Origin of the sequence: Chryseobacterium sp. CP-77 (assembly GCF_036362765.1) — a bacterium.
GTDB lineage: Bacteria > Bacteroidota > Bacteroidia > Flavobacteriales > Weeksellaceae > Chryseobacterium > Chryseobacterium cupriresistens.
Genome location: NZ_CP143637.1, coordinates 3,029,210 through 3,052,132, shown reverse-complemented (window position 1 = coordinate 3,052,132; position 22,923 = coordinate 3,029,210). Strand labels below are relative to the sequence as shown.

Below are 22,923 nucleotides of genomic sequence, written 5' to 3'. Positions count from 1 at the left end.
GCATATTTCTTACATCTATTATGGATGATGAAAAATTCTATATCAATAAATGCTGATTATTGTATAACAGTCTAAAACCTATACTACAAAGGATTTGTTTATCCAAAAAATGAGTATTGAAAGAGAGTATAAAGCGCCCTGATTATTAAATTAAACCCTTTTAACAAAAAGTATATAATAAAAAAGCTTTACTTTTGCAAAAATTTTTAGTTAGAATGTCGAAAAATTTAGTAATCGTAGAGTCCCCGGCAAAAGCAAAAACTATTCAGAAATATCTAGGAAAGGATTTTGAAGTGAAATCCAGTTTCGGACATATCCGGGATCTTCCTAAAAAAGGAATGGGGATAGACCTTGCCACATTCAGTCCTGATTACGAAGTTTCAGCAGACAAAAAGAAACTGGTAACCGAATTAAAGGCTGCCGTAAAGAAAGCCGATATGGTATGGCTCGCTTCCGATGAGGACCGCGAAGGAGAAGCTATTGCATGGCATCTTGCGGATGAGTTGAAGCTGAAGCCTGAAAACAGAAAAAGAATTGTTTTCCATGAGATTACCAAAAACGCCATTCTAAAAGCAATCGACAACCCAAGAGATATTGATCAGAACTTAGTAAATGCCCAGCAGGCGAGAAGAGTGCTGGACAGAATCGTAGGTTTTGAAATGTCTCCCGTTTTATGGAAAAAAGTAAAACCGGGACTGTCTGCAGGTAGAGTACAATCTGTAGCAGTAAGGTTAATTGTTGAAAGAGAAAAAGAGATCCGTGAATTTACGCCAAAAGCAAGCTTTAAACTGGACGGAATCTTTTTAAATAAAACAGAGCAGGAAATTGCTGCTAAGCTTAAAAAAGATTTTGAAAAGGAAGAAGAGGCTGAAAAATTCCTGGAACAGGCTAAAACTGCAGAATTTAAAGTTCTCAATGTTGAAACCAGACCAGGTACACGTTCCGCTTCAGCTCCGTTTACAACTTCCACTTTACAGCAGGAAGCTTCGTCAAGACTTGGATATAATGTGACCAATACCATGCGTCTGGCACAGAGATTATATGAAGAAGGGTATATTACCTATATGAGAACAGACTCTGTAAATCTATCCCAGGAAGCTATTGAAGGAGCTAAGAAACAGATCATCTCAGAATACGGTGCGGAATATTCTTCTCCAAGAAACTATACAACAAAATCAGCTTCTGCACAGGAAGCGCACGAAGCGATCCGACCTACGGATTTTGGAGTGAAAAGCATAGGAGATGCACAGCTGAACAAACTCTATCAATTAATATACAGAAGAACACTTGCTTCTCAGATGGCTAATGCCAAAATTGAAAAGACAGTGATCGAAATAGGAAATACATCATTACCGCATCATTTTGAGGCACAGGGAGAAGTTATCATCTTCGACGGTTTCCTGAAAGCCTACGGAATTGTAAAAACAGAGGACGATGATGATGAAAACAACGATAAGCTGCTGCCAAAAGTAAGCGTGGGAGAAGTTTTGAGCTATAAAACCATTACTGCTACTGAAAAGTTCACAAGACCAAGTGCAAGGTATACTGAAGCCGGGTTGGTGAGAAAACTTGAAGAATTAGGGATTGGTAGACCCTCTACGTATGCGCCTACCATTCAGACTATTCAGAACAGAGAGTATGTGGATAAAAGAGAAATCGAACCACACACCCGCGAAGTGATCAAAATGTCTCTGACAAAAGATAAGATCAAAAAAGTAGTTCTTGAGGAGAAGTTTGGCGGTGATAAAAATAAATTCGTTCCTACAGATATTGGTGAAGTTGTCAACGATTTCTTAACAGATAATTTTAGAGAAATCCTTGATTACGGCTTCACGGCAAGAGTAGAAGAAAGTTTTGACGAAATTGCAAGCGGTGATCAGAAATGGAAGGAAATGATGACCAATTTCTACTCCAAATTCCACCCCAGAATTGAAGATGTAGAAGAAAATGCAGACCGCGCGACAGGAGACAGACTGTTAGGTGTAGATCCAAAAACCGGTAAAAATGTTCATGCAAGGATCGGAAGATTCGGAGCGATGATCCAGATCGGAGAAACTGATGATGAAGAGAAGCCAATCTTTGCATCATTAATGTCAGGACAGAATATTGCAACGATTACTTTTGAAGAAGCGCTGGAACTGTTCAAGCTGCCGTTTGACTTAAGTGAAGTTGACGGACAGCCGGTTTCTGTAGGAGTGGGAAGATTCGGACCTTATGTAAAATGGGGAGAAACGTATATCAGTATTCCGAAAGGCGAAGATCCGCTTTCTGTAGATCAGAAACGTGCTGAAGAAATTATCAATGAAAAGAAAATTGCTGATGCTCCGATTGCAACCTATAAAGGTGAACCGGTAACAAAAGGATCCGGAAGATTCGGACCATTTATCAAGTACAAAGATATCTTTGTAAATGTTCCCAAGAGATATGATTTCGAAAACCTTTCGCAAAGCGATATCAATGAGCTGATTGATGCTAAATTGGAAAAAGAAGCCAACCGATATATCCAGCAGTGGGAAAAAGAAAAAATTTCCATTGAAAACGGAAGATGGGGACCATTCATCAAGTTTGGAAAAGCCATGTTCAAAATTCCGAAAAAAGCTGACGATACAAAATATGAAGCTGAGGAACTGAAAGAACTTTCTCTTGATGAGGTTAAAAAGTGGATTACAGATCAGGATCCGAAAGCTTTTGCAGAAAAGAAAAAGCCTGCAGCTAAAAAAGCAGCCACAACTAAGAAGACTACTGCAACAGCGAAAAAAACTGTAGCTAAGAAACCTGCAGCGAAAAAATAAATAATCCTTAAGGTTACAATACAAGCCGTCAACACCTGTTGACGGCTTTTTTTATGAACAAATAGAAACATGTCTTCTCAGTTTCTATGTTTTTTGTATGTTTGTTATATCAAGCAATTAATCAATTATTACATTTTAAATTAAAATATGGATTTCGAAGACTTTATCATTTCACCAAGAAATTTTAAAACAGAAAGCTGGCAGATAGGAAATCGGATTACAAAAGATATCAGGGAAGACAGTATTGTTCTTTTGTTTATATCAGACTACAGAGGGGCGGGCGGCGATGCGGAAGTGCAGGATTTTACGGCGGTAAGAAAAGAATTTTACAAGCTTTCACAGATGGATTTCGAAATTCCTGTTGTAGACCTTGGTGATCTAGTGTCGGGGAAATCTGTTCAGGATACTCACTATATCTTACAGGAAGTTCTGTCGGCATGTCATTATAAAAGAGCTATTCCGGTAATTGTCGGGGGTTCCAATGACTTTGCTTTCTCATTATTTTCAGCATTGAATTTCCATAAGAAAAGCATCAATTATACCCAGATCAGTAATATTATTTCCCTTCAGCAAGGTGAAACCATCAATGAAAATACTTTTTTAAGTAAAATTTTCGGAGCCAAAAATTTCTCCATTAAAAACTACCATCATCTGGGCTACCAGAAACATTTGAATGAAATGGATTCCGTAAGGCTGATCAAAGAGGTAGAATTTGATATTATCCGGCTGGCTGAAATGATGAATTCTACAGAAAAGACAGAGCCGTTCTTCAGAAAAGCAGATCTGGTGACTGTAAACTGTGATGCAATTGAAAGCTTTAGTGAACCCTTTTCAATGAATCCACAGGTAAATGGGTTGAACAGAAGAGAAATCTGTGCCTATATGAAGGAAATCGGATTGAGTGAAAACCTGAAATCTGTCGGAATTTTTAATTATAATATTTATTCTGAAAACCAGTTGAACCATCAGCTTTTAGCACAGATGCTGTGGTACCTGATCGAAGGAATCAATATCCAGCATTCCCATCCGAAAGAAAGGCATTATGAGCTGTTCTACGTTTTGATAGATGACAGACAATATGCATTCAGGCGTGATACTTTCAGCAATTTGTGGTATTTTGGTGATGATGAAAATATAGAAAACTGCATTCCCTGCTCCAGAAAAGATTTTGATGAAGCTAAGAAGGGCTGGCTGAATGCAAGACTGACGAAAATTTAATGTATGACAAATGTTCCCTCAAGAGTATCCGTTATTGTTCCCGTTTATAATGTCGAAAACTATCTGGAAAAATGCCTCAGATCTCTGGTAAAGCAGAGCCTTTCTGATATTGAGATTATTGTAGTAAACGACGGAAGTAAAGATAACTCTGAAAAAATAATTAAAGAATTTGCACAAAGATATCCTGAAAAAATAAAAGCCTTTACCAAAGAAAACGGTGGGCTGAGTGATGCCCGTAATTTTGGAATCGACAGGGCGGCCGGAGATTATATAGGTTTTGTAGACAGTGATGATTATGTTACTGAAAACATGTTTGAAGAAATGCTTCTTTTGGCGGAAAAGCATCATGCAAAAATGGTCATCTGTAATATTCAGAAGGTGGATGAGAACGGAAAAATTGTCCAAAAATTGACACAGCTGCCCGATATGCCGGAGAAAATAGCCCTTGAACATAACTTTTCTGTATTTTCTGATATCAGCTATTTTGCATGCAATAAGCTGTTTAAAAAAGAACTTTTTAATCAGAAAAGATTTAAAAAAGGAGTTCATTTTGAAGATATTCAGCTGATTCCTCAGCTTTTGCTGGAATGTGAAACCATTGCACAAACTCAGAGCTTTCATTATCAGTATCTTGAACGTACTGATTCTATTACAAAAACCCACACAGAAAAAGGACTTGATATGTTAAAGGCTGTTTCTGATGTAGAGCAGGTATTTGGTAAATCTTCCTATTCCAATAAAAGGAAGGAATTGAAAAATTTTCAGATTTTTGAGGGCGTTTATTCGTTTTTGGCCTACCTGGCGTATGTGAAAAAAGACGAAATATTTTACAGCATGTCTGATCAGTTAGACCTTTTTATGAAGGAAAGACAAATAAAAATTCAAGATATATTGAAGTATAGTCGTTTTGGTAAGAATTATCTTTTATCTTTGCCTTTGAAGAAAAAGATTTTTTATCTGTTGTTTTTTGCAGGACAAAAAAGATTGATAAGAAAGTTGATTTAGTAAACACAAATGTAAGTACTATTGTTTCGGTCAGTAGAAAATGATAATAAAGTTCCTATTATGATTTTTTATTTTTGAGATACAAGTGCTGAATTAGAAAAGAATGAAAAACTTTGAATTGTTCTTAAGCGGATCGGGGATACCTATTTTCTATATAAAAATAGGATTAGGCTTCGTATTCTCCTTTTTAATTACATTTTTCTCTATTCCTACCATTGTCAAGATTTCAAGAAGAAAGAATCTGATGGATGAGCCTGGAATAAGAAGCTCACACCTTAGAGAAATTCCCAATCTTGGTGGAATTGCCATCTTTTATTCAATAGGAATCTGTGCCTCTATTTTTGCCTATGAATTGTTTGATCTCTACAAATTTTTATTTGCTTCATTAATTATCCTGCTCTATGTGGGAGTAATGGACGATATTGTCGTAATGAGAGCCTACAAAAAACTTGTTGCACAGATTGTTGTATCTTCCCTGATTGTTATTGGCTCCGATATCAGAATCAGAAGTTTATTCGGAATCTTCGGCGTATACGAGCTGGAGTATTTTGTAAGTGTGATATTCAGTATCGTAACATTTATTATTCTGATTAATGCATTCAACCTGATTGACGGGATAGATGGGCTTGCAGGCGGTTATTCCGTTATCTGTAGTGCTTTATTTGGAATTAGCTATTACCGTTTGGGAGAATATAACTATCCGCTGGTAGTACTATCTGTTGTTATCATTGGGACTGTATTGGCATTTTTGTATTATAATCTGTCAAACTACCGTACCCGCAAAATATTTATGGGAGATACAGGTTCTATGCTCCTTGGCTTTTTATTGGCTTTTACATCCATTTGTTTTATAGATATTTTTATAGATAAAAAACTGATCGATGTTCCCAGATATCACCTTCAGTCTGCTCCTGTAGTAGCGGTAGCTATTCTGATTCTTCCGATTGTAGATACTCTGAATGTCATTATGATCAGGCTTTACAACAAAAAATCACCATTTGATGCTGATAAAAACCATATTCATCACAAACTGCTGAAATTGAATCTTACTCATAGGAGATCAACTTTTTATATTATTCTCTACTATCTGATGATTGTTGGAGTGGCTTATTATTTAAGACATATTAATGTCAATCTTTTATTATTGGTGATTATTTCACTGGGTTTTTTTGGTGCTTATTTGCCGGATTTACTATATCGATTAAGAAATAACAAAAATTAACAATTAAATATTACTTTTGTAAACAATATTATATATATGATGAAAAACTTTAAATATTTATTTTTAATATTCCCTCTTTTAGTTACCTCATGTATTACAACAAAGGATGTAAGATACTTACAGCCAAGTGAGAGCCTTGTAATTAATGAAGAAGGTCTTGTTCCCTACAATATCCCTGTATACAGGATTACCAAAAATGATATCCTCAATCTTAACATTGTAACAACTCCCAAGGGAGATGCTGCACAGTTTTATTCTTCTTACAATTCCTCAGGAGGAACTGGAACCGGAGCTGTAACAAGTCCGGCCATGTCTGGTGGTGGTTCTGTAGGGGGAGGAGTTGGTACTACTTCCGGGATGAGCAGAGGAGGAAATACGAATTTCTATTTTAACGGACTCAAGGTAGATTCCAATGGTGATATCAATGTTTTTGGAATTGGCTATGTAAAAGCTGAGGGAAGAACATTAGAGGATATCAGAAAAGAAATTCAGGAAAAGGTAAATGAAAATTTCCAGGAAGGTAAATCTGAAGTAAGACTCAATACGGACGGTATCACTTATTATATTCTTGGTGATGTTGAAACTACAGGTCTTTCAGGAGAGAAAGTAGTTCATAAAAATACACTTACCATTACTGAAGCTTTAGCCATTAATGGCGGGCTGAACAGAACGATTGATAAGAAAGAGATCGTGATCCACAGAAAGCTTCCGGAAGGAATCAAAATTGCCAAAATAGATCTTACCAGAGAAGATCTTATGAACTCTCCTTTCTATTATGTGCAGAATGGAGATGAAATCTATCTGAGCACAAGAGCAAAAAGCTTGAATGGATTCGGAAAAGATCCAATTCAGACTTTAACAACAGGAGTTTCGGTAATTACTACGGCATTGTCTATTTATTTACTTCTTAAAAATCTTTAGTCATGATTCCAGAAAGAGTAACCGCTGTAGAGAAGAATAATTCTCAGAAAGAAAAGTATGGGTCGTTTGCGTTATTTGATTTAGAACACTTTTTAAGAAGAGTCCTTAAAAACTGGTACTGGTTTGTATTGATGTTTTTTATCGGCTATGCCGTTGCATGGGTATACAGTAAATACTATGCACAAAATATTTATGCATCAGATTTATCATTAAGTACCTCCAGTAAAGGTTCTGAGTTCTTACCAACACAGTCTAACCAGTCCATCAACTTCATCTGGGGTGATACCGGAAATCAGGATGGGCTTTATCTGAAAAAAATGCTTTTATCAAGATCCCACAACGAATTTTTGGTAAAAGAACTGGATCTTTTTGTTAATTATTCTACCAAAGGACTGATAAAATCCACTTACCTGGATAAAGATGATTCACCGGTTTTTCTTCAGATTGATAAAAAACATCTTCAGCAGATAGATTATCCTATTACCTTGATTCCTAAGGGTGATGGAGCATATCAGGTGGTTTTACCGGAAGAAGGAGAATCCACCAACCTGTATAATTATGAAGTGGAAGGGTTTCAGACTATCAATCGTTATAGCAGACCTGCTGATAAAATCATTAAAATCAATGAATGGTACAATGCTCCGAACCTGAGGTTCAGATTACTTAAAAATCCTGTTCCTTCTAAAATTCAGTTGGATAATATCATTGTAAACCTGAAATCGATCAATGAAAGTGTAAACGAAATTGTTTCTACTACAGGTGTTGATTTTGATAAAGAAATCAGGTCCATTATGATTATTACCAAAAAAGGCTATAATCTCAACAGCACAGTGAATTTCCTTAATAAATCTGTTGCAGAGTTACAAAAAAAGAGACTGGCTGATAAAAACGTAGTCAATAAGAATACCGATATCTTTTTAAAGGATAATCTTGATAACATCCGTAAAAAACTTGATTCAAGTGCGAGTGTGCTCAATTATTTAAAAACTTCGGAAAAACTTTATAATATTAAAGACAGAGACGAAAAATCTCTTGAAAAAATAAAAGAGCTCGAGGCTAAAAAAGCAGATATCATAAGCAAGATCAATTCTCTTAACAATATAAAAAACACGCTGCAGTCTCAGAATTTTGATAAAATGATCGGAACCAATGCTGCAGGTTTTGAAGATGGAGTATTCTCAGCAACAGTTACTGAGCTAAAAGCTCTATATACCAAAAGGGCAGAAATGGCTTCTATTTATAAGCCTTCATCAGAGCCCATGAGAGAGATCAACAGGCTTATTGATGAGGCAAGAATGGGATCATCGAACAGTTTAAGAGGATACTATAACAGATATTATGACGAGATCAACAAAATTGATCGTGATATTTCAGGAGCCAACTCGGATTTAGCTTCTTACCCTGAAAAAGAAAGAAGATATCTGGATGCAGAAAGAGGATATAATATGATTGAGGCCACTTATAATAGTCTTCTGGGAAGACAGAGCGATACTAAAATGAGAATGGCCACCAATCAATCCGATATTACGGTGATTGACCCGGCTAAAAATCTGGGACAAAGACCTATCGGGCCTAATGTCAAGCTGGCAAAAACTGTCATTATTTCAGGATTGCTGCTGCTTCCGTTACTTTTTATCTTTGTAGGTGAAGTATTAGACAGTAAAATCAGAAACATTAAAGAACTTTTAAGTGCTACAAAAATTCCGCTTCTTGGGGTAATAGGAAATAACAGCAATGAAAATATGCTTACCGTTCTGGAGCAGCCAAAATCATCTGTCTCAGAGGCCTTCAGAGGAATAAGAGCCAATATGAGATTCCTGATGGATAATGAAGGTGAAAAAGGAAAAGTTATTTTGATTACTTCCTCCATTGGAGGAGAAGGAAAAACTTATATTTCTATCAATTTAGCATCTGTAATAGGATTAAGTGATAAAAAAACAATCTTGTTAGGAATGGATCTTAGAAAACCAAAAATCTTTGGAGACTTTAAGATTGATAATAAATATGGGATTTCAAATTATCTTACAGGAGAAGTAGATATTGACCAGGTTATTAACAAGACCAAGATCCCTAATCTGGATGTTGCTACTTCGGGTCCTATCCCGCCAAACCCATCTGAGCTTTTGATGAGTCAGAGAAATATCAGATTTATAGAAGAACTCAAAGAAAAATACGATTTCATTATTATAGATTCGCCACCTGTAGGTCTTGTAGCAGACTCCTACGAGCTGATGAAGTATTCTGATGCTAATATATATGTTGTACGCCACGAATACACAGAAAAGTATATGCTGAAAATGATTACTGAAAAGTATCATAACGATGAAGTCAATAATCTGGGACTTGTCTATAATGACTATAATACCAAACAAGGCTACGGATATGGCTATGGCTATGGTTACGGGTATGGCTATGGTTATGGTTATTTCGATGAAGATAAAAATTATAAAGAGCCTTTACTGATAAGGATCAGAAATAAAGTACAGGTATTATTTAATAAAAAATAAAGCATTAAACCCTCATTTAATGGGGGTTTTTTCATATGTAAAGTATTTTCATTCTATGAAAAAAAGAATATTTTTGCCACTTTGCCGTTTACTTTATAACAAATTATGTTTTTTTGTTTATTTTTAACTAAACATTAAGATTATCATTAATATAAAAATGTTTTATATTTGCAAAAATTAAATTTTAAAATAACCATAAATCCATATTCTTTTATGAATAAAAAATTATTGTTTAGCTTCCTTGCCTTCCTTGGAGTGGTAAGTGTTAAAGCACAAAGAAACGAATTGGGAGTTCGTCTAGGTATGAGTAACCTAGTGGGAGATGTAGGAAGGACAAATTATATTTTACAAAAGCCGTTGGATTTAAGCAGAGCGTCAGATTGGGGAGTTCCATTTTATGGTGGTTTATTATATAGATTTAATTTTAACCCGCATCAGACTGTTAGATTGGATTTAGGATACAACCAGATCCAGTTCAGTGATAAAGCGGCAAAGGAAGATTATAGAAGAAATAGAAATTCATACGGAAAAAATAATGTGTATGAGGCGAGTTTAATGTTTGAATATAATTTTTTCCCGGTAAATAATGAGCAGATAAGCATGCTGAGCCCTTACATCTTCGGAGGTGTTGGTGCTTTGATGTTTGATGCTCCTAAAGCTACTCTGGTGAATGATTTCAGAAGAGATGCTGATGGTGTGGCACAGGCTCCGGTCAATGAATTGGATTTTACAACCACCACAGATTATTCATTGGGCAAAAAAGTAACAATGCATATCCCTTTTGGGGTGGGTTTAAAGTATAAATTCAACCATTCATGGGCAATATTTGCAGAAGCTACATTCAGATATACATTGACGGATCAGTTGGATCACAGCAAGATCCTTTCCAAAGATGTAAAAACTTCTTATAATGCTGATATTTTGGATCCTGCCACAGGCGGTTCATTATTACAGTCAGGAAATTATTATGCGGTTTCTAAAGAAAGAGAAGCAGAGTTTATTAAAAAGAGAAATATTGGAGATGGAAGATCCAAAGACTGGATAAATACTTTCAGTTTAGGACTTACATATTCGTTCGGAAGACCTCCGTGTTATTGTGAATAATATGTCGTTGATTAAAGAAAAAATAAATTCTGAGAATTTACCAAAACACGTAGCCATCATTATGGATGGTAATGGAAGATGGGCAAAATCTCGTGGCGAAGAAAGAACTTTCGGTCACAAAAATGCCATTAATGCAGTAAGAAATGCTATTAATGCTTGTAATGAGATTAATATTCCTTACTTAACATTGTATACATTCTCTTCAGAGAATTGGAATCGTCCAAGCGAAGAAGTGAATACCCTTATGAATCTGTTGGTAGAAACCTTACTGCTGGAAGCAGAAGAGATTTTCAGCAAAGGATTGAGAATGCATGTTATAGGGAATCTTGAGAAGTTGCCTGCATTAGTAAGAGAGCAGTTGGAACGTGTGGTAGAACTCACAAAAGAAAACACAAAAGGAAACCTTGTATTGGCTATTAGCTATGGCTCACAAAATGAAATACTGGAAGCTGTAAAAAACATAAGTTCTGATGTAAAAGAAGGAAAAGTAGAGATAGAAAATATAAACGAAAGTTTATTTGAAAATTATCTTTATACAAAAGATTTTCCTCCTGTAGATTTACTGATCAGAACCAGCGGCGAAATAAGAATAAGCAACTTCCTGCTTTGGCAGATTGCTTATGCTGAATTACAGTTTTTAAATGTTCTGTGGCCGGATTTCACCAAAGATATTTTCTTCCAGTGTATTGTGGATTATCAAAACAAGGAAAGAAGGTATGGTTTAACCGGTGAACAGGTAAAAGGCCAATAAATTTTTAAGAAAAGAAAGACTCGATAAAATGAAGTTTAGACTATTACCCATCATTATGTTTGCTGCTTCTGCACATTTTTATGGACAAGTAACTCCACAAGACAGCACAAAAGTAAATAATGCTGTACATGCAGAAAATGAGGCAGGAACTTATACTCTTAAAGACATCGTTGTAGATGGGGTAAAAAAATATACACCAGCTCAGATCTTAAGATTTACGGGCCTTACAAAAGGAGAAAGTGTAGACATTCCGGGACAGAAAATCAGCAACGCTGTAAAAAAACTTTGGGATACCCAATCTTTTTCTGAAGTGGAAGTTTATGTTCAAAGCATTGAAGGACAGACGATTGTTCTGAAATTTTATCTGCAGGATCTGAAAGAACTTGGAGAAGTGAAATTTACAGGAAAAGGAATCGGTAAATCTAAAAGTGAAAAACTGGCAAAGGATAACAACCTAAAACCAGGAACTAAGATCACTCAGAACTTGGTTTCAAGCCTTAAAACCAATGTCCCTAAAGACTACATCAAAAAAGGTTTTGCAGATGCCAAAATTACTATCCAGGATAAAGTAAATGCAGGAGATCCTGCTTTGGTAGACTGGACAATCAATGTAGATAAGGGTAAAAGAATTAAAATTGACCATATCGAATTTGAAGGAAACGATAATGTAACCGATAGCAAACTTAGAAATAAAGCTTTCAAAGAAACCAAACAAAAACGTTTCGGAATCGGTGGTATTTTGAAGTCCTCAAAATTCATTGAAGATAAATACCAGGAAGATAAGCAAAGCCTTATCAGTTATTACAACTCTCTTGGATACAGAGATGCTAAAATCGTTTCAGATTCAGTATGGAGAAACAAAAGAAATAACTACGAAATCAATGTAAAGCTTAACGAGGGTAAAAAGTATTATATCGGGGATATTACATTCACGGGAAATACAGTTTATTCAACAGAATATTTACAGAGATTATTAGGATATAAGAAAGGAGATATTTACGATGCCGTAGGATTCAACAAAAAAGTTGGGGAAGACGGAGGTAAAGAAGATGATTCGGATATTAAATCTGTTTACATGAATAACGGTTACCTTTTCTCTAATGTAACACCGGTTGAGAAATCAGTGTCAGGAGATGCCGTAAACCTTGAAGTCAGAATTAATGAAGGAGAGCAGGCTACCTGGAATAAAGTAACATGGCAGGGGAATACTACAACCCATGACCATGTAATTCTTAGAGCACTTAGAACAAAACCGGGAGAGCTGTTCAAGAAAACAGAAATCAAGAGAACCTATTTCGATTTAGCAGGGATGTCATTCTTTGATCCTCAGCAGGTCGGGCAGGATATCCAGCCAAATCAGGTAGATAATACCGTAGATATCAACTGGAAGCTTGTAGAAAAAGGATCTTCACAGGTTCAGTTACAGGCAGGTTACGGGGGTAACAGCTTTATCGGTACTTTAGGATTAACATTTAATAACTTCTCATTAAAGAATTTCCTTAAGTTTAAAGATTTCAAACCGGTACCTCAGGGAGACGGACAAACGTTCTCTATTCAGGTGCAGGCAGGACAGTACTTCCAGAACTACGGAGTATCATTCTCAGAACCCTGGCTATTTGGTACAAGACCAACAGCTCTTTCTGTAAGTTTGAATAACTCCAGAGTAAGATATACAGATCAGTACGGAGCAGCTCAGAAGTTGAATATCTTCTCCGCTTCAGTAGGATTAAACAGACTGTTGAACTGGCCGGATGATTATTTCTCACTTTACACTGGTTTACAGTTCCAGAAGTATGACTTTAATAACTATCCATTCCAGTTTGGAGATACCACAGAAAATAACGGTACTGCCAATAACTTCAGTATCAACTTAGGACTGAGCAGAAACTCAGCAGGTATTGACCCTATTTTCCCAACAATGGGATCCAATATTGAGCTTTCAGCAAAACTGACTCCTCCATACTCATTGTTTAAGAAAAAAGATTACTCCACAATGTCACCTATTGACAAATATAAGTGGATGGAATTCTATAAGATTAAATTCAAAGCAGATGTTTACAATGAGATCATTGGAAAACTTGTGTTAAGGTCTTCTGCTGAAATGGGATTCATGGACGGATATAACAGCCAGCTGGGAGCGCCGCCGTTTGAAAGATTCTACATGGGAGGTACAGGTCTTTTCGGAGGTCGATATGACGGTAGAGAATTGATCCCTTTAAGAGGATATGAAAATGCCAGTACAGAAGGAGGTCAGGCTGATGATATTACTCAAAGAGGAGGAGGTACCATTTATAACCGATTTACTTTAGAATTAAGATACCCGATCTCAATGAGCCAGACTGCAAAAATCTATGCCCTGACATTCGCAGAAGGTGGTAACGTATGGAATTCATGGAGTTCTTACAGCCCATTCCAGTTGAAAAGATCAGTCGGTGTTGGTGTAAGAGTTTATATGGGAGCATTTGGATTGATCGGATTCGACTTCGCACTGGGTCTTGATAAAACATTATCAGGTGACAAGTCCGGATGGAGAAACCACTTCTTGATGAACCAAACATTATAATTATTAAATATGAAGCACTTTAAAATAATTTTCACATTCGCATTACTCTTGCTTTTCGGGTTGAACAATGCCCAGAAAATCGGAGTAGTGGATACTAATGAAATTTTAAATAAATTACCTCAGTATAAAGAAGCCGAAGCAAGATTAAATTCTCAGATCGATACCTGGGAGTCTGAACTTCAAAACCTTCAGTCTGAATATGAAAGAAAAAAAGCTGCTTTTGAAAGTGAAAAAGTTTTATTGATAGGTGATCAGCTTAAACTTAGAGAAAAAGAAGTTACAGACCTAGATAAAAATATTAAAACGACAACAAGCTTACGTTTTGGAGCGAATGGTGAAATTACAAAACTGAGAACAAATCTGGTTCAGCCCTTTCAGGATCAGATCTGGGGAGCCATCAAAACAATGTCCGAAAAAAATGGCTTGGGCATAGTTCTTGATAAAAGCAATAACATTAGTGTTATTTTCCTTCAGTCAAAATATGATTACACCGAAAAAGTATTGTCTATCTTATTAAAAGGAACAGACAAGAAGGAAAAAACAAATAGTAAAGGCAAAAAATAATAAAAGAATTAACTTTTGCTATATTTTAAAATCTAAAAACAAATTAAATTATTTATTTACCAGTTATGAAAAAATTAAGTGTATTATTTGCAGCAGTAATGATGGTTGTATCTGTAGGTATGGCAAAAGCTCAAAAAATTGCTACTTTAGATGTAATGGGAGTTCTTAACGCGATGCCGGAGAAAAAGAAAGCAGATGCTGATCTTAAAACATTCTTAGATACTAAACAAGCTGAGATCAAGAAGAAAGCTGACGCAGCTCAAACTAAATATCAGCAATACCAAACTGAAGCTCCTAAGAAAACAGCTGACGAAAACAACGCAAGAGAAGCGGAAATGAAAAAATTAGCTGAAGAAATCCAGCAAATGCAGGAAAAAGCTCAAAAAGATCTACAGGCTAAGCAAGACGTAGCTTTCGGTCCTATTGAGAAAAAGCTAAACGATGCAGTAGAAAAAGTAGCTAAAGCTGGCGGATACGATTATATTATGGATGCAAACTCAACAGCATTCCTTTATAAAGGAGGACCAGACGCAACTCCAGCTGTGAAGAAAGAATTAGGAATTCAATAATTTCAGCAAATTAACAAAGATTTATAAAACCAACCGCCTCTTTTAGAGGTGGTTTTTTTATTTTTGCGGAATGGAAAAAGAAGTATCAACTACGGTCAAAGTTAGGTTTAGTGACTGTGATCCGATCGGACATTTGAATAATGTAAAATATCTTGAGTATATGTTCAATGCCAGAGAAGATCATGTGGAAACATTTTATGGATTCACTTATGAAGAATATACCAAGAAAACCGGCTGTACCTGGATTGCTATTCAGAACGAAATAGCCTATCTCAAAGAAGTAAGATATAATACACAGGTAGTGATCAGCAGCAAGACCATTGATGTACAGGATAGAACGGCAAAAGTGGAAATTCTCATGAAGAGCCTGGATGAAAAAACAATTCATGCTGTACTTTGGGTGACTGTTATTTATTTTAATGTTAAAACAAGAAAATCAGAAGTTCATCCAGAAGATATCAAAGAGATTTTTGATCAGTTTTATGTAGATCTTATCCAGAAGGACTTCCAGTCAAGGGTGAAGTTCTTAAGATCTCAGAATGCCAAGAACTCTTAACTCCATTTCTTATTGAAGGTTCCAATTTAAAAATTAATAATAAACAAATGAAAAAAATAGCAGTAATAGGTAGTAACGGACAATTGGGAAACTGCATAAAAAAAATTGCCCCGGATTTTGAACATCTGTATGAGTTCCTGTTTACAGACTCATCTACGTTGGATGTTACCAATGAAGAGCAGGTGAACGATTTCTTTTATGATAACAAACCTGATTATTGCATCAATGCCTCTGCATATACCGCAGTTGATCTGGCAGAGAAGGAAAAAGAAAAAGCCTTTGCCGTAAATGCTGGTGGAGTGTCTCATCTTGCTCAGGCATGCGCAGATTATAAATCCGTTCTGATACATGTTTCTACAGACTATGTTTTTGATGGAACCACAAATCTTCCATATGCTGAAGATGATTTTACAAATCCAATAGGAGTATATGGTTCATCAAAAAGAGAAGGAGAGGAGCTTGCACTGGAAATCAATCCAAAGACGATCATTATAAGAACGTCATGGCTGTATTCCGAGTTTAATAAGAACTTTGTGAAAACAATGTTGAATCTTTTCTCTCAGAAAGAAGAATTGGGAATTGTTGCTGACCAGTTTGGACAGCCAACCAATGCCAATGATCTGGCAGAAGCTATGATGAGAATTATCGAAGCACCAAAGAAAACCTATGGCATTTTCCACTTCTCAAACTATCCGGAGACAACCTGGTTTGAATTTGCCAAAAAAATTGCTGAGTTTTCAAAATCATCAGTAAAATTAAATCCATTGACAACCGAAGAGTATCCAACTCCTGCCAAAAGACCAGTAAGAAGTACTATGTCTCTGGATAAAATAGAAGAAGTTTATAAAATAGAACCCAAACATTGGGAAAACAGTCTTGAAGAATGTGTTGAAATCCTTTCACACCAATAATATATATGAAGAATATTGCAATCCTCTTTTCTGTATTATGCATCCAGCTGTGGAGCGCACAGAATGTTTATATGACCAGAGTTGAAAAAACAAATGACAATGCAGATAAATTCTTCTACAGAAAAGATGTTGCCGCTGCAGATGCTGTTTATTTAGGAGAAGTAGAAGTACAGGGATTTTCAAAAGATGATGCACTCGTATTTTCCCTGGTATATAAAAAAGCAAAAGAGATTGGTGCCAATACATTCGAATTAAAACCTTTCGAAAATGTTGATGGTACCCCTCAGGCATTCAATGCTGCCAATTATAAAATCGCTTTATATTACACACCTAAAGAAAAATTGGCGGCTAAGCATGGGGAGATGTATATATTTGCTTCTTCTGAAAAAGATCAGAAAATAAATGTTAACCGTAAAGACTATATTATTTCTCCCAGATCATTTTTAAAATTAAAAGTGGTTCCGGGGGAAATCTATACGATTTCAACCAAAAAGCTTTTAGGCTCTACAGTGAAAGTTCAACCAAAAGCCAATGATGACAATCTTTATTTTCAGGTTTCCTCTCTAAAAGTAAAATCAGACAACTCAGGAGTAGGAGGTTTGAATCTGAAATCCGGAGATATCATTGGCCTTGAGAAGTCTTATGCAGAATTTTTAAGTGTAATATATAAAGAAAACACCCCATAAAACTCCATTATAATTACCTTATTTCGGATTGAACTTTAAATACACTGAATATAATAGTGATTTGTTTAAAATTTTTCCCCCTGCTACCCAGTCCTTTAGGAACAAATATCACCGTAATGTAAAATTTATGTTAAATAAACTTGTTTTGCGTTGTAGGAAGTTGCTATCTTTGCCCCACTGAAAACGAGAGTATAACAGTAGCGCAGAAGCGCCTTTAGATAGGCATAAACGATATTACTTCAAAAAAGAAACAGACGAAAAAAACTTTAAAACTTTTTATAAAAAAAGTTGCCAGTTTAAAAAGAGTTTGTATCTTTGCAGTCCCAATTAGAGGGAGCGCAGGAGTATAGAGATTGAGGTTTTGAGAAGGATTAAGGTTACTTAAAAAAACTTTAAAATTTTCTTCAAAAACATTTGGTCATTAAAAAATAAAGTTTTACTTTTGCACTCGCAAATACGGAGCGACACTGACAGAGAGATTGCTTCGTTACAAAGCGGAAGATATAAAGATCATTGACATACAATATAACAACCAAGTAAGGAAAAACTAAAGCGTTAAAAACTTTGAGTGAGTCAGACAAACATACAATGGAGAGTTTGATCCTGGCTCAGGATGAACGCTAGCGGGAGGCCTAACACATGCAAGCCGAGCGGTAGAGATCTTTCGGGATCTTGAGAGCGGCGTACGGGTGCGGAACACGTGTGCAACCTGCCTTTATCTGGGGGATAGCCTTTCGAAAGGAAGATTAATACCCCATAATATACTGAATGGCATCATTCGGTATTGAAAACTCCGGTGGATAGAGATGGGCACGCGCAAGATTAGATAGTTGGTGAGGTAACGGCTCACCAAGTCTACGATCTTTAGGGGGCCTGAGAGGGTGATCCCCCACACTGGTACTGAGACACGGACCAGACTCCTACGGGAGGCAGCAGTGAGGAATATTGGACAATGGGTGAGAGCCTGATCCAGCCATCCCGCGTGAAGGACGACGGCCCTATGGGTTGTAAACTTCTTTTGTATAGGGATAAACCTACCCTCGTGAGGGTAGCTGAAGGTACTATACGAATAAGCACCGGCTAACTCCGTGCCAGCAGCCGCGGTAATACGGAGGGTGCAAGCGTTATCCGGATTTATTGGGTTTAAAGGGTCCGTAGGCGGATCTGTAAGTCAGTGGTGAAATCTCACAGCTTAACTGTGAAACTGCCATTGATACTGCAGGTCTTGAGTGTTGTTGAAGTAGCTGGAATAAGTAGTGTAGCGGTGAAATGCATAGATATTACTTAGAACACCAATTGCGAAGGCAGGTTACTAAGCAACAACTGACGCTGATGGACGAAAGCGTGGGGAGCGAACAGGATTAGATACCCTGGTAGTCCACGCCGTAAACGATGCTAACTCGTTTTTGGAGCGCAAGCTTCAGAGACTAAGCGAAAGTGATAAGTTAGCCACCTGGGGAGTACGAACGCAAGTTTGAAACTCAAAGGAATTGACGGGGGCCCGCACAAGCGGTGGATTATGTGGTTTAATTCGATGATACGCGAGGAACCTTACCAAGGCTTAAATGGGAAATGACAGGTTTAGAAATAGACTTTTCTTCGGACATTTTTCAAGGTGCTGCATGGTTGTCGTCAGCTCGTGCCGTGAGGTGTTAGGTTAAGTCCTGCAACGAGCGCAACCCCTGTCACTAGTTGCCATCATTAAGTTGGGGACTCTAGTGAGACTGCCTACGCAAGTAGAGAGGAAGGTGGGGATGACGTCAAATCATCACGGCCCTTACGCCTTGGGCCACACACGTAATACAATGGCCGGTACAGAGGGCAGCTACACTGCGAAGTGATGCAAATCTCGAAAGCCGGTCTCAGTTCGGATTGGAGTCTGCAACTCGACTCTATGAAGCTGGAATCGCTAGTAATCGCGCATCAGCCATGGCGCGGTGAATACGTTCCCGGGCCTTGTACACACCGCCCGTCAAGCCATGGAAGTCTGGGGTACCTGAAGTCGGTGACCGTAACAGGAGCTGCCTAGGGTAAAACAGGTAACTAGGGCTAAGTCGTAACAAGGTAGCCGTACCGGAAGGTGCGGCTGGAACATCTCATTTTAGAGCGTCTTAAAGACGTTAAACAAAATCAGTATCGTAAGATACATTATACTTACTTAAAGCATAGCTTTAGTTTTTTGTTTGGTTGCTATATAAAAATACAAAACCCACTAGAAATTAGTAAAGGGATTGAGAGAGGCAAAGAAGATAAAAGCAGAGAGAGAAAGACGAAGAAATTAGTCTATTATCAATCAGTCTATCATCTTTTACGTCTAAAAGACAGTCTCGTAGCTCAGCTGGTTAGAGCGCTACACTGATAATGTAGAGGTCGGCAGTTCGAGCCTGCCCGAGACTACTAATTAAAGCGGTAAGCATTAAGCTGGAAGCAGTAGGCAATACGCCTAAAGCTTATAGCGTAAAGCCTGCAGCACCTAGAGGGGAATTAGCTCAGCTGGCTAGAGCGCCTGCCTTGCACGCAGGAGGTCAAGGGTTCGACTCCCTTATTCTCCACAGTTTTGGAAGACTGATTTAAAAGTTACGAATGGAGCCAAAAACAACATTTGTTCATCAGTTGGAAAAGAAGAAATTAAGATCATTGACATTAACGGTAAAGACATCACAAAGAGAAAACCGAGCGCATAAAGCGCTTGAGTAACCAATAGGAAAGAAATCGTTAAGGGCGTATGGCGGATGCCTAGGCTTTCAGAGGCGACGAAGGACGTGGTAAGCTGCGAAAAGCTGCGGGGATTGGCACACACGAATTGATCCGCAGATATCCGAATGGGGCAACCCGGCATATTGAAGATATGTCACCTCGTAAGAGGAGCAAACCCGGAGAACTGAAACATCTAAGTACCCGGAGGAAAAGAAATCGAAGAGATTCCGTAAGTAGTGGCGAGCGAAAGCGGATTAGCCCAAAAGTCTTTTTATGTTTAGAGGAATGTTCTGGAAAGAACAATCGTAGAAGGTGATAATCCTGTACTCGAAAGGCATAATAAGATGATAAATGAGTAGGGCGGGACACGTGAAATCCTGTCTGAATATGGGGGGACCATCCTCCAAGGCTAAATACTCCTGAAAGACCGATAGTGAACAAGTACTGTGAAGGAAAGGTGAAAAGCACTTCGAATAGAAGGGTGAAATAGAACCTGAAACCGTACGCCTACAAGCGGTCGGAGCAGCGTAATGCTGTGACGGCGTGCCTTTTGCATAATGAGCCTACGAGTTAATTTTACTAGCGAGGTTAAGGTATTAAGTACCGGAGCCGGAGCGAAAGCGAGTCTGAATAGGGCGTATAGTTAGTAGGATTAGACGCGAAACCTTGTGATCTACCCATGGGCAGGTTGAAGCTCTGGTAACACAGAGTGGAGGACCGAACCGGTTGACGTTGAAAAGTCTTCGGATGACCTGTGGGTAGGGGTGAAAGGCCAATCAAACTGGGAGATAGCTCGTACTCTCCGAAATGCATTTAGGTGCAGCGTCGTATATAAGTTTATTAGAGGTAGAGCTACTGATTGGATGCGGGGGTTTCATCGCCTACCAATTCCTGACAAACTCCGAATGCTAATAAATGTTCTGCGGCAGTGAGGGCATGGGTGCTAAGGTCCATGTCCGAGAGGGAAAGAACCCAGACCAACAGCTAAGGTCCCCAAATATATGTTAAGTTGAAGCAACGCGGTTGGACTGCATTGACAGCTAGGATGTTGGCTTGGAAGCAGCCATTCATTTAAAGAGTGCGTAACAGCTCACTAGTCGAGCGGTCCGGCATGGATAATAATCGGGCATAAACATATTACCGAAGCTATGGATTTATATTTTAGATATATCTGGTAGGAGAGCATTCTATTTGCGCCGAAGCAGTACTGTGAGGTATTGTGGAGCGGATAGAAAAGAAAATGTAGGCATAAGTAACGATAAAGCAGGCGAGAAACCTGCTCACCGAAAGACCAAGGCTTCCTCAGCCATGCTAATCAGCTGAGGGTTAGTCGGGACCTAACGCGAACCCGAAAGGGGTAGTGGATGGACAATGGGTTAATATTCCCATACTTGCTCACAATAAAAGGGGACGGTTGGATGTAGCTGCTGGAGACTGACGGAATAGTCAAGGCCTAGCCTTCGGGCGAAGCTGCTGTAGTGTAATCTGATCCAAGAAAAGCCGAAGTGAAGCAACCCGTACCAAAACCGACACAGGTGGTCGAGGAGAGAATCCTAAGGTGCTCGAGTGAGTCGTGGCTAAGGAACTAGGCAAAATAGTCTCGTAACTTCGGAAGAAGAGACGCCATCAGCAATGGTGGCCGCAGTGAAGAGGCCCAGGCGACTGTTTATCAAAAACACAGGACTCTGCTAAATCGAAAGATGCTGTATAGGGTCTGACACCTGCCCGGTGCTGGAAGGTTAAGGAAGGTGCTTAGCGTAAGCGAAGGCATTAACTGAAGCCCCAGTAAACGGCGGCCGTAACTATAACGGTCCTAAGGTAGCGAAATTCCTTGTCGGGTAAGTTCCGACCTGCACGAATGGTGTAACGATCTGGGCACTGTCTCAGCCACGAGCTCGGTGAAATTGTAGTATCGGTGAAGATGCCGATTACCCGCAATGGGACGAAAAGACCCTGTGAACCTTTACTATAACTTCGTATTGACTTTGAGTAAGTAATGTGTAGGATAGGTGGGAGGCTTTGAAGCAGGCACGCTAGTGTTTGTGGAGCCGACGTTGAAATACCACCCTTTACTTACTTGGAGCCTAACTTCTTTCAGAAGGACATTGCGTGGTGGGTAGTTTGACTGGGGTGGTCGCCTCCAAAAGAGTAACGGAGGCTTTCAAAGGTACCCTCAGCACGCTTGGTAACCGTGCGTAGAGTGTAATGGCATAAGGGTGCTTGACTGTGAGACCAACAAGTCGATCAGGTGCGAAAGCAGGACATAGTGATCCGGTGGTTCCGTATGGAAGGGCCATCGCTCATAGGATAAAAGGTACTCCGGGGATAACAGGCTAGTCTCCCCCAAGAGCTCACATCGACGGGGAGGTTCGGCACCTCGATGTCGGCTCGTCACATCCTGGGGCTGGAGAAGGTCCCAAGGGTTGGGCTGTTCGCCCATTAAAGTGGCACGCGAGCTGGGTTCAGAACGTCGTGAGACAGTTCGGTCTCTATCTATTGCGGGCGTTAGATGTTTGAGAGGGCTTGATTCTAGTACGAGAGGACCGAATTGAACAAACCTCTGGTGTATCAGTTGTACCGCCAGGTGCACCGCTGAGTAGCTACGTTTGGAAGAGATAAGCACTGAAAGCATATAAGTGCGAAACTCGCCTCAAGATGAGACATCTTTTAAGGGTCGTTGTAGATGACGACGTTGATAGGCTATAGGTGTAAAGACAGTAATGTCATAGCCAAGTAGTACTAATTACCCGTAGATTTATAGCCTTTGGTTGCTATATCATATAATAAATGACAAGTTCTTTATGCGCAGCGAAGGTTTTGTCTTTGTGAAAGTTTTTATCGCTTAAAACGCAATAAG

The 22,923-nt window shown here is 38.4% G+C and carries 14 protein-coding genes, 2 tRNA genes and 2 rRNA genes; all 18 read left to right on the top strand.

The genetic code is table 11. The annotated features are described in order from the left end of the window. The first annotated feature begins 215 nt into the window (after positions 1-215). Positions 216-2,792, top strand: a complete 2,577-nt coding sequence (topA, locus tag V0410_RS13545; RefSeq protein ID WP_330744069.1) for a type I DNA topoisomerase — start codon at positions 216-218, stop codon at positions 2,790-2,792. Positions 2,793-2,939: 147 nt separating this feature from the next. Then, positions 2,940-4,010, top strand: a complete 1,071-nt coding sequence (locus tag V0410_RS13540; RefSeq protein WP_330744067.1) for a formimidoylglutamase — start codon at positions 2,940-2,942, stop codon at positions 4,008-4,010. Positions 4,011-4,013: 3 nt separating this feature from the next. Continuing rightward, positions 4,014-5,015, top strand: a complete 1,002-nt coding sequence (locus tag V0410_RS13535) for a glycosyltransferase family 2 protein (RefSeq protein ID WP_330744064.1) — start codon at positions 4,014-4,016, stop codon at positions 5,013-5,015. A 103-nt stretch (positions 5,016-5,118) separates the two neighbouring features. Beyond that, entirely contained in the window at positions 5,119-6,237 is a 1,119-nt protein-coding gene (locus V0410_RS13530; RefSeq protein ID WP_227942575.1) for a glycosyltransferase family 4 protein, read from the top strand. A 36-nt stretch (positions 6,238-6,273) separates the two neighbouring features. Continuing rightward, complete coding sequence (locus V0410_RS13525) at positions 6,274-7,158, top strand: polysaccharide biosynthesis/export family protein (protein WP_110009827.1); 885 nt, start codon at positions 6,274-6,276, stop codon at positions 7,156-7,158. 2 nt (positions 7,159-7,160) lie between these two features. Continuing rightward, complete coding sequence (locus V0410_RS13520) at positions 7,161-9,665, top strand: polysaccharide biosynthesis tyrosine autokinase (RefSeq protein ID WP_330744059.1); 2,505 nt, start codon at positions 7,161-7,163, stop codon at positions 9,663-9,665. Between the two features lie 213 nt (positions 9,666-9,878). Then, complete coding sequence (gene porG, locus V0410_RS13515) at positions 9,879-10,769, top strand: type IX secretion system protein PorG (protein WP_330744056.1); 891 nt, start codon at positions 9,879-9,881, stop codon at positions 10,767-10,769. Position 10,770: 1 nt separating this feature from the next. Beyond that, a complete protein-coding gene (locus tag V0410_RS13510) occupies positions 10,771-11,520 on the top strand; it encodes an isoprenyl transferase (protein ID WP_110009824.1) in 750 nt (249 codons plus the stop codon). Between the two features lie 28 nt (positions 11,521-11,548). After that, positions 11,549-14,083: an outer membrane protein assembly factor BamA gene (gene bamA / locus V0410_RS13505; protein ID WP_330744054.1), complete on the top strand. Its 2,535-nt coding sequence runs from the start codon at positions 11,549-11,551 to the stop codon at positions 14,081-14,083. 9 nt (positions 14,084-14,092) lie between these two features. Next, positions 14,093-14,647 carry an OmpH family outer membrane protein gene (locus tag V0410_RS13500; RefSeq protein ID WP_110009822.1) on the top strand — a complete coding sequence of 185 codons (555 nt, stop codon included), beginning with the start codon at positions 14,093-14,095 and terminating at the stop codon, positions 14,645-14,647. Between the two features lie 65 nt (positions 14,648-14,712). Then, positions 14,713-15,216 (top strand): OmpH family outer membrane protein, encoded by a 504-nt coding sequence (locus tag V0410_RS13495; protein ID WP_110009821.1) that lies wholly within the window; start codon positions 14,713-14,715, stop codon positions 15,214-15,216. Between the two features lie 70 nt (positions 15,217-15,286). Continuing rightward, positions 15,287-15,772, top strand: coding sequence for an acyl-CoA thioesterase (locus tag V0410_RS13490; RefSeq protein ID WP_110009820.1), 486 nt, complete (start codon positions 15,287-15,289; stop codon positions 15,770-15,772). Between the two features lie 47 nt (positions 15,773-15,819). Next, positions 15,820-16,683 (top strand): dTDP-4-dehydrorhamnose reductase, encoded by an 864-nt coding sequence (gene rfbD / locus V0410_RS13485; RefSeq protein WP_330744047.1) that lies wholly within the window; start codon positions 15,820-15,822, stop codon positions 16,681-16,683. A 5-nt stretch (positions 16,684-16,688) separates the two neighbouring features. Further along, positions 16,689-17,369 (top strand): hypothetical protein, encoded by a 681-nt coding sequence (locus V0410_RS13480; RefSeq protein WP_330744045.1) that lies wholly within the window; start codon positions 16,689-16,691, stop codon positions 17,367-17,369. A 585-nt stretch (positions 17,370-17,954) separates the two neighbouring features. Next, positions 17,955-19,471, top strand: a 16S ribosomal RNA gene (locus tag V0410_RS13475). 221 nt (positions 19,472-19,692) lie between these two features. Next, positions 19,693-19,766 (top strand) — tRNA-Ile (locus tag V0410_RS13470). Between the two features lie 81 nt (positions 19,767-19,847). Continuing rightward, positions 19,848-19,921 (top strand) — tRNA-Ala (locus V0410_RS13465). Between the two features lie 153 nt (positions 19,922-20,074). Beyond that, positions 20,075-22,829: ribosomal RNA gene (locus tag V0410_RS13460) — 23S ribosomal RNA — on the top strand. The 16S and 23S rRNA genes sit together here with 2 tRNA genes alongside, the layout of an rRNA operon. Positions 22,830-22,923: the final 94 nt, after the last annotated feature.

Bases quoted from the DNA above. Each gene is read 5' to 3' on its own strand.
- V0410_RS13495 (WP_110009821.1), top strand. From the start codon at position 14,713: ATGAAAAAATTAAGTGTATTATTTGCAGCAGTAATGATGGTTGTATCT.
- V0410_RS13520 (WP_330744059.1), top strand. From the start codon at position 7,161: ATGATTCCAGAAAGAGTAACCGCTGTAGAGAAGAATAATTCTCAGAAA.
- porG (WP_330744056.1), top strand. From the start codon at position 9,879: ATGAATAAAAAATTATTGTTTAGCTTCCTTGCCTTCCTTGGAGTGGTA.
- V0410_RS13510 (WP_110009824.1), top strand. From the start codon at position 10,771: ATGTCGTTGATTAAAGAAAAAATAAATTCTGAGAATTTACCAAAACAC.
- V0410_RS13525 (WP_110009827.1), top strand. From the start codon at position 6,274: ATGATGAAAAACTTTAAATATTTATTTTTAATATTCCCTCTTTTAGTT.
- V0410_RS13500 (WP_110009822.1), top strand. From the start codon at position 14,093: ATGAAGCACTTTAAAATAATTTTCACATTCGCATTACTCTTGCTTTTC.
- V0410_RS13530 (WP_227942575.1), top strand. From the start codon at position 5,119: ATGAAAAACTTTGAATTGTTCTTAAGCGGATCGGGGATACCTATTTTC.
- bamA (WP_330744054.1), top strand. From the start codon at position 11,549: ATGAAGTTTAGACTATTACCCATCATTATGTTTGCTGCTTCTGCACAT.
- V0410_RS13540 (WP_330744067.1), top strand. From the start codon at position 2,940: ATGGATTTCGAAGACTTTATCATTTCACCAAGAAATTTTAAAACAGAA.
- V0410_RS13490 (WP_110009820.1), top strand. From the start codon at position 15,287: ATGGAAAAAGAAGTATCAACTACGGTCAAAGTTAGGTTTAGTGACTGT.
- rfbD (WP_330744047.1), top strand. From the start codon at position 15,820: ATGAAAAAAATAGCAGTAATAGGTAGTAACGGACAATTGGGAAACTGC.
- topA (WP_330744069.1), top strand. From the start codon at position 216: ATGTCGAAAAATTTAGTAATCGTAGAGTCCCCGGCAAAAGCAAAAACT.
- V0410_RS13480 (WP_330744045.1), top strand. From the start codon at position 16,689: ATGAAGAATATTGCAATCCTCTTTTCTGTATTATGCATCCAGCTGTGG.
- V0410_RS13535 (WP_330744064.1), top strand. From the start codon at position 4,014: ATGACAAATGTTCCCTCAAGAGTATCCGTTATTGTTCCCGTTTATAAT.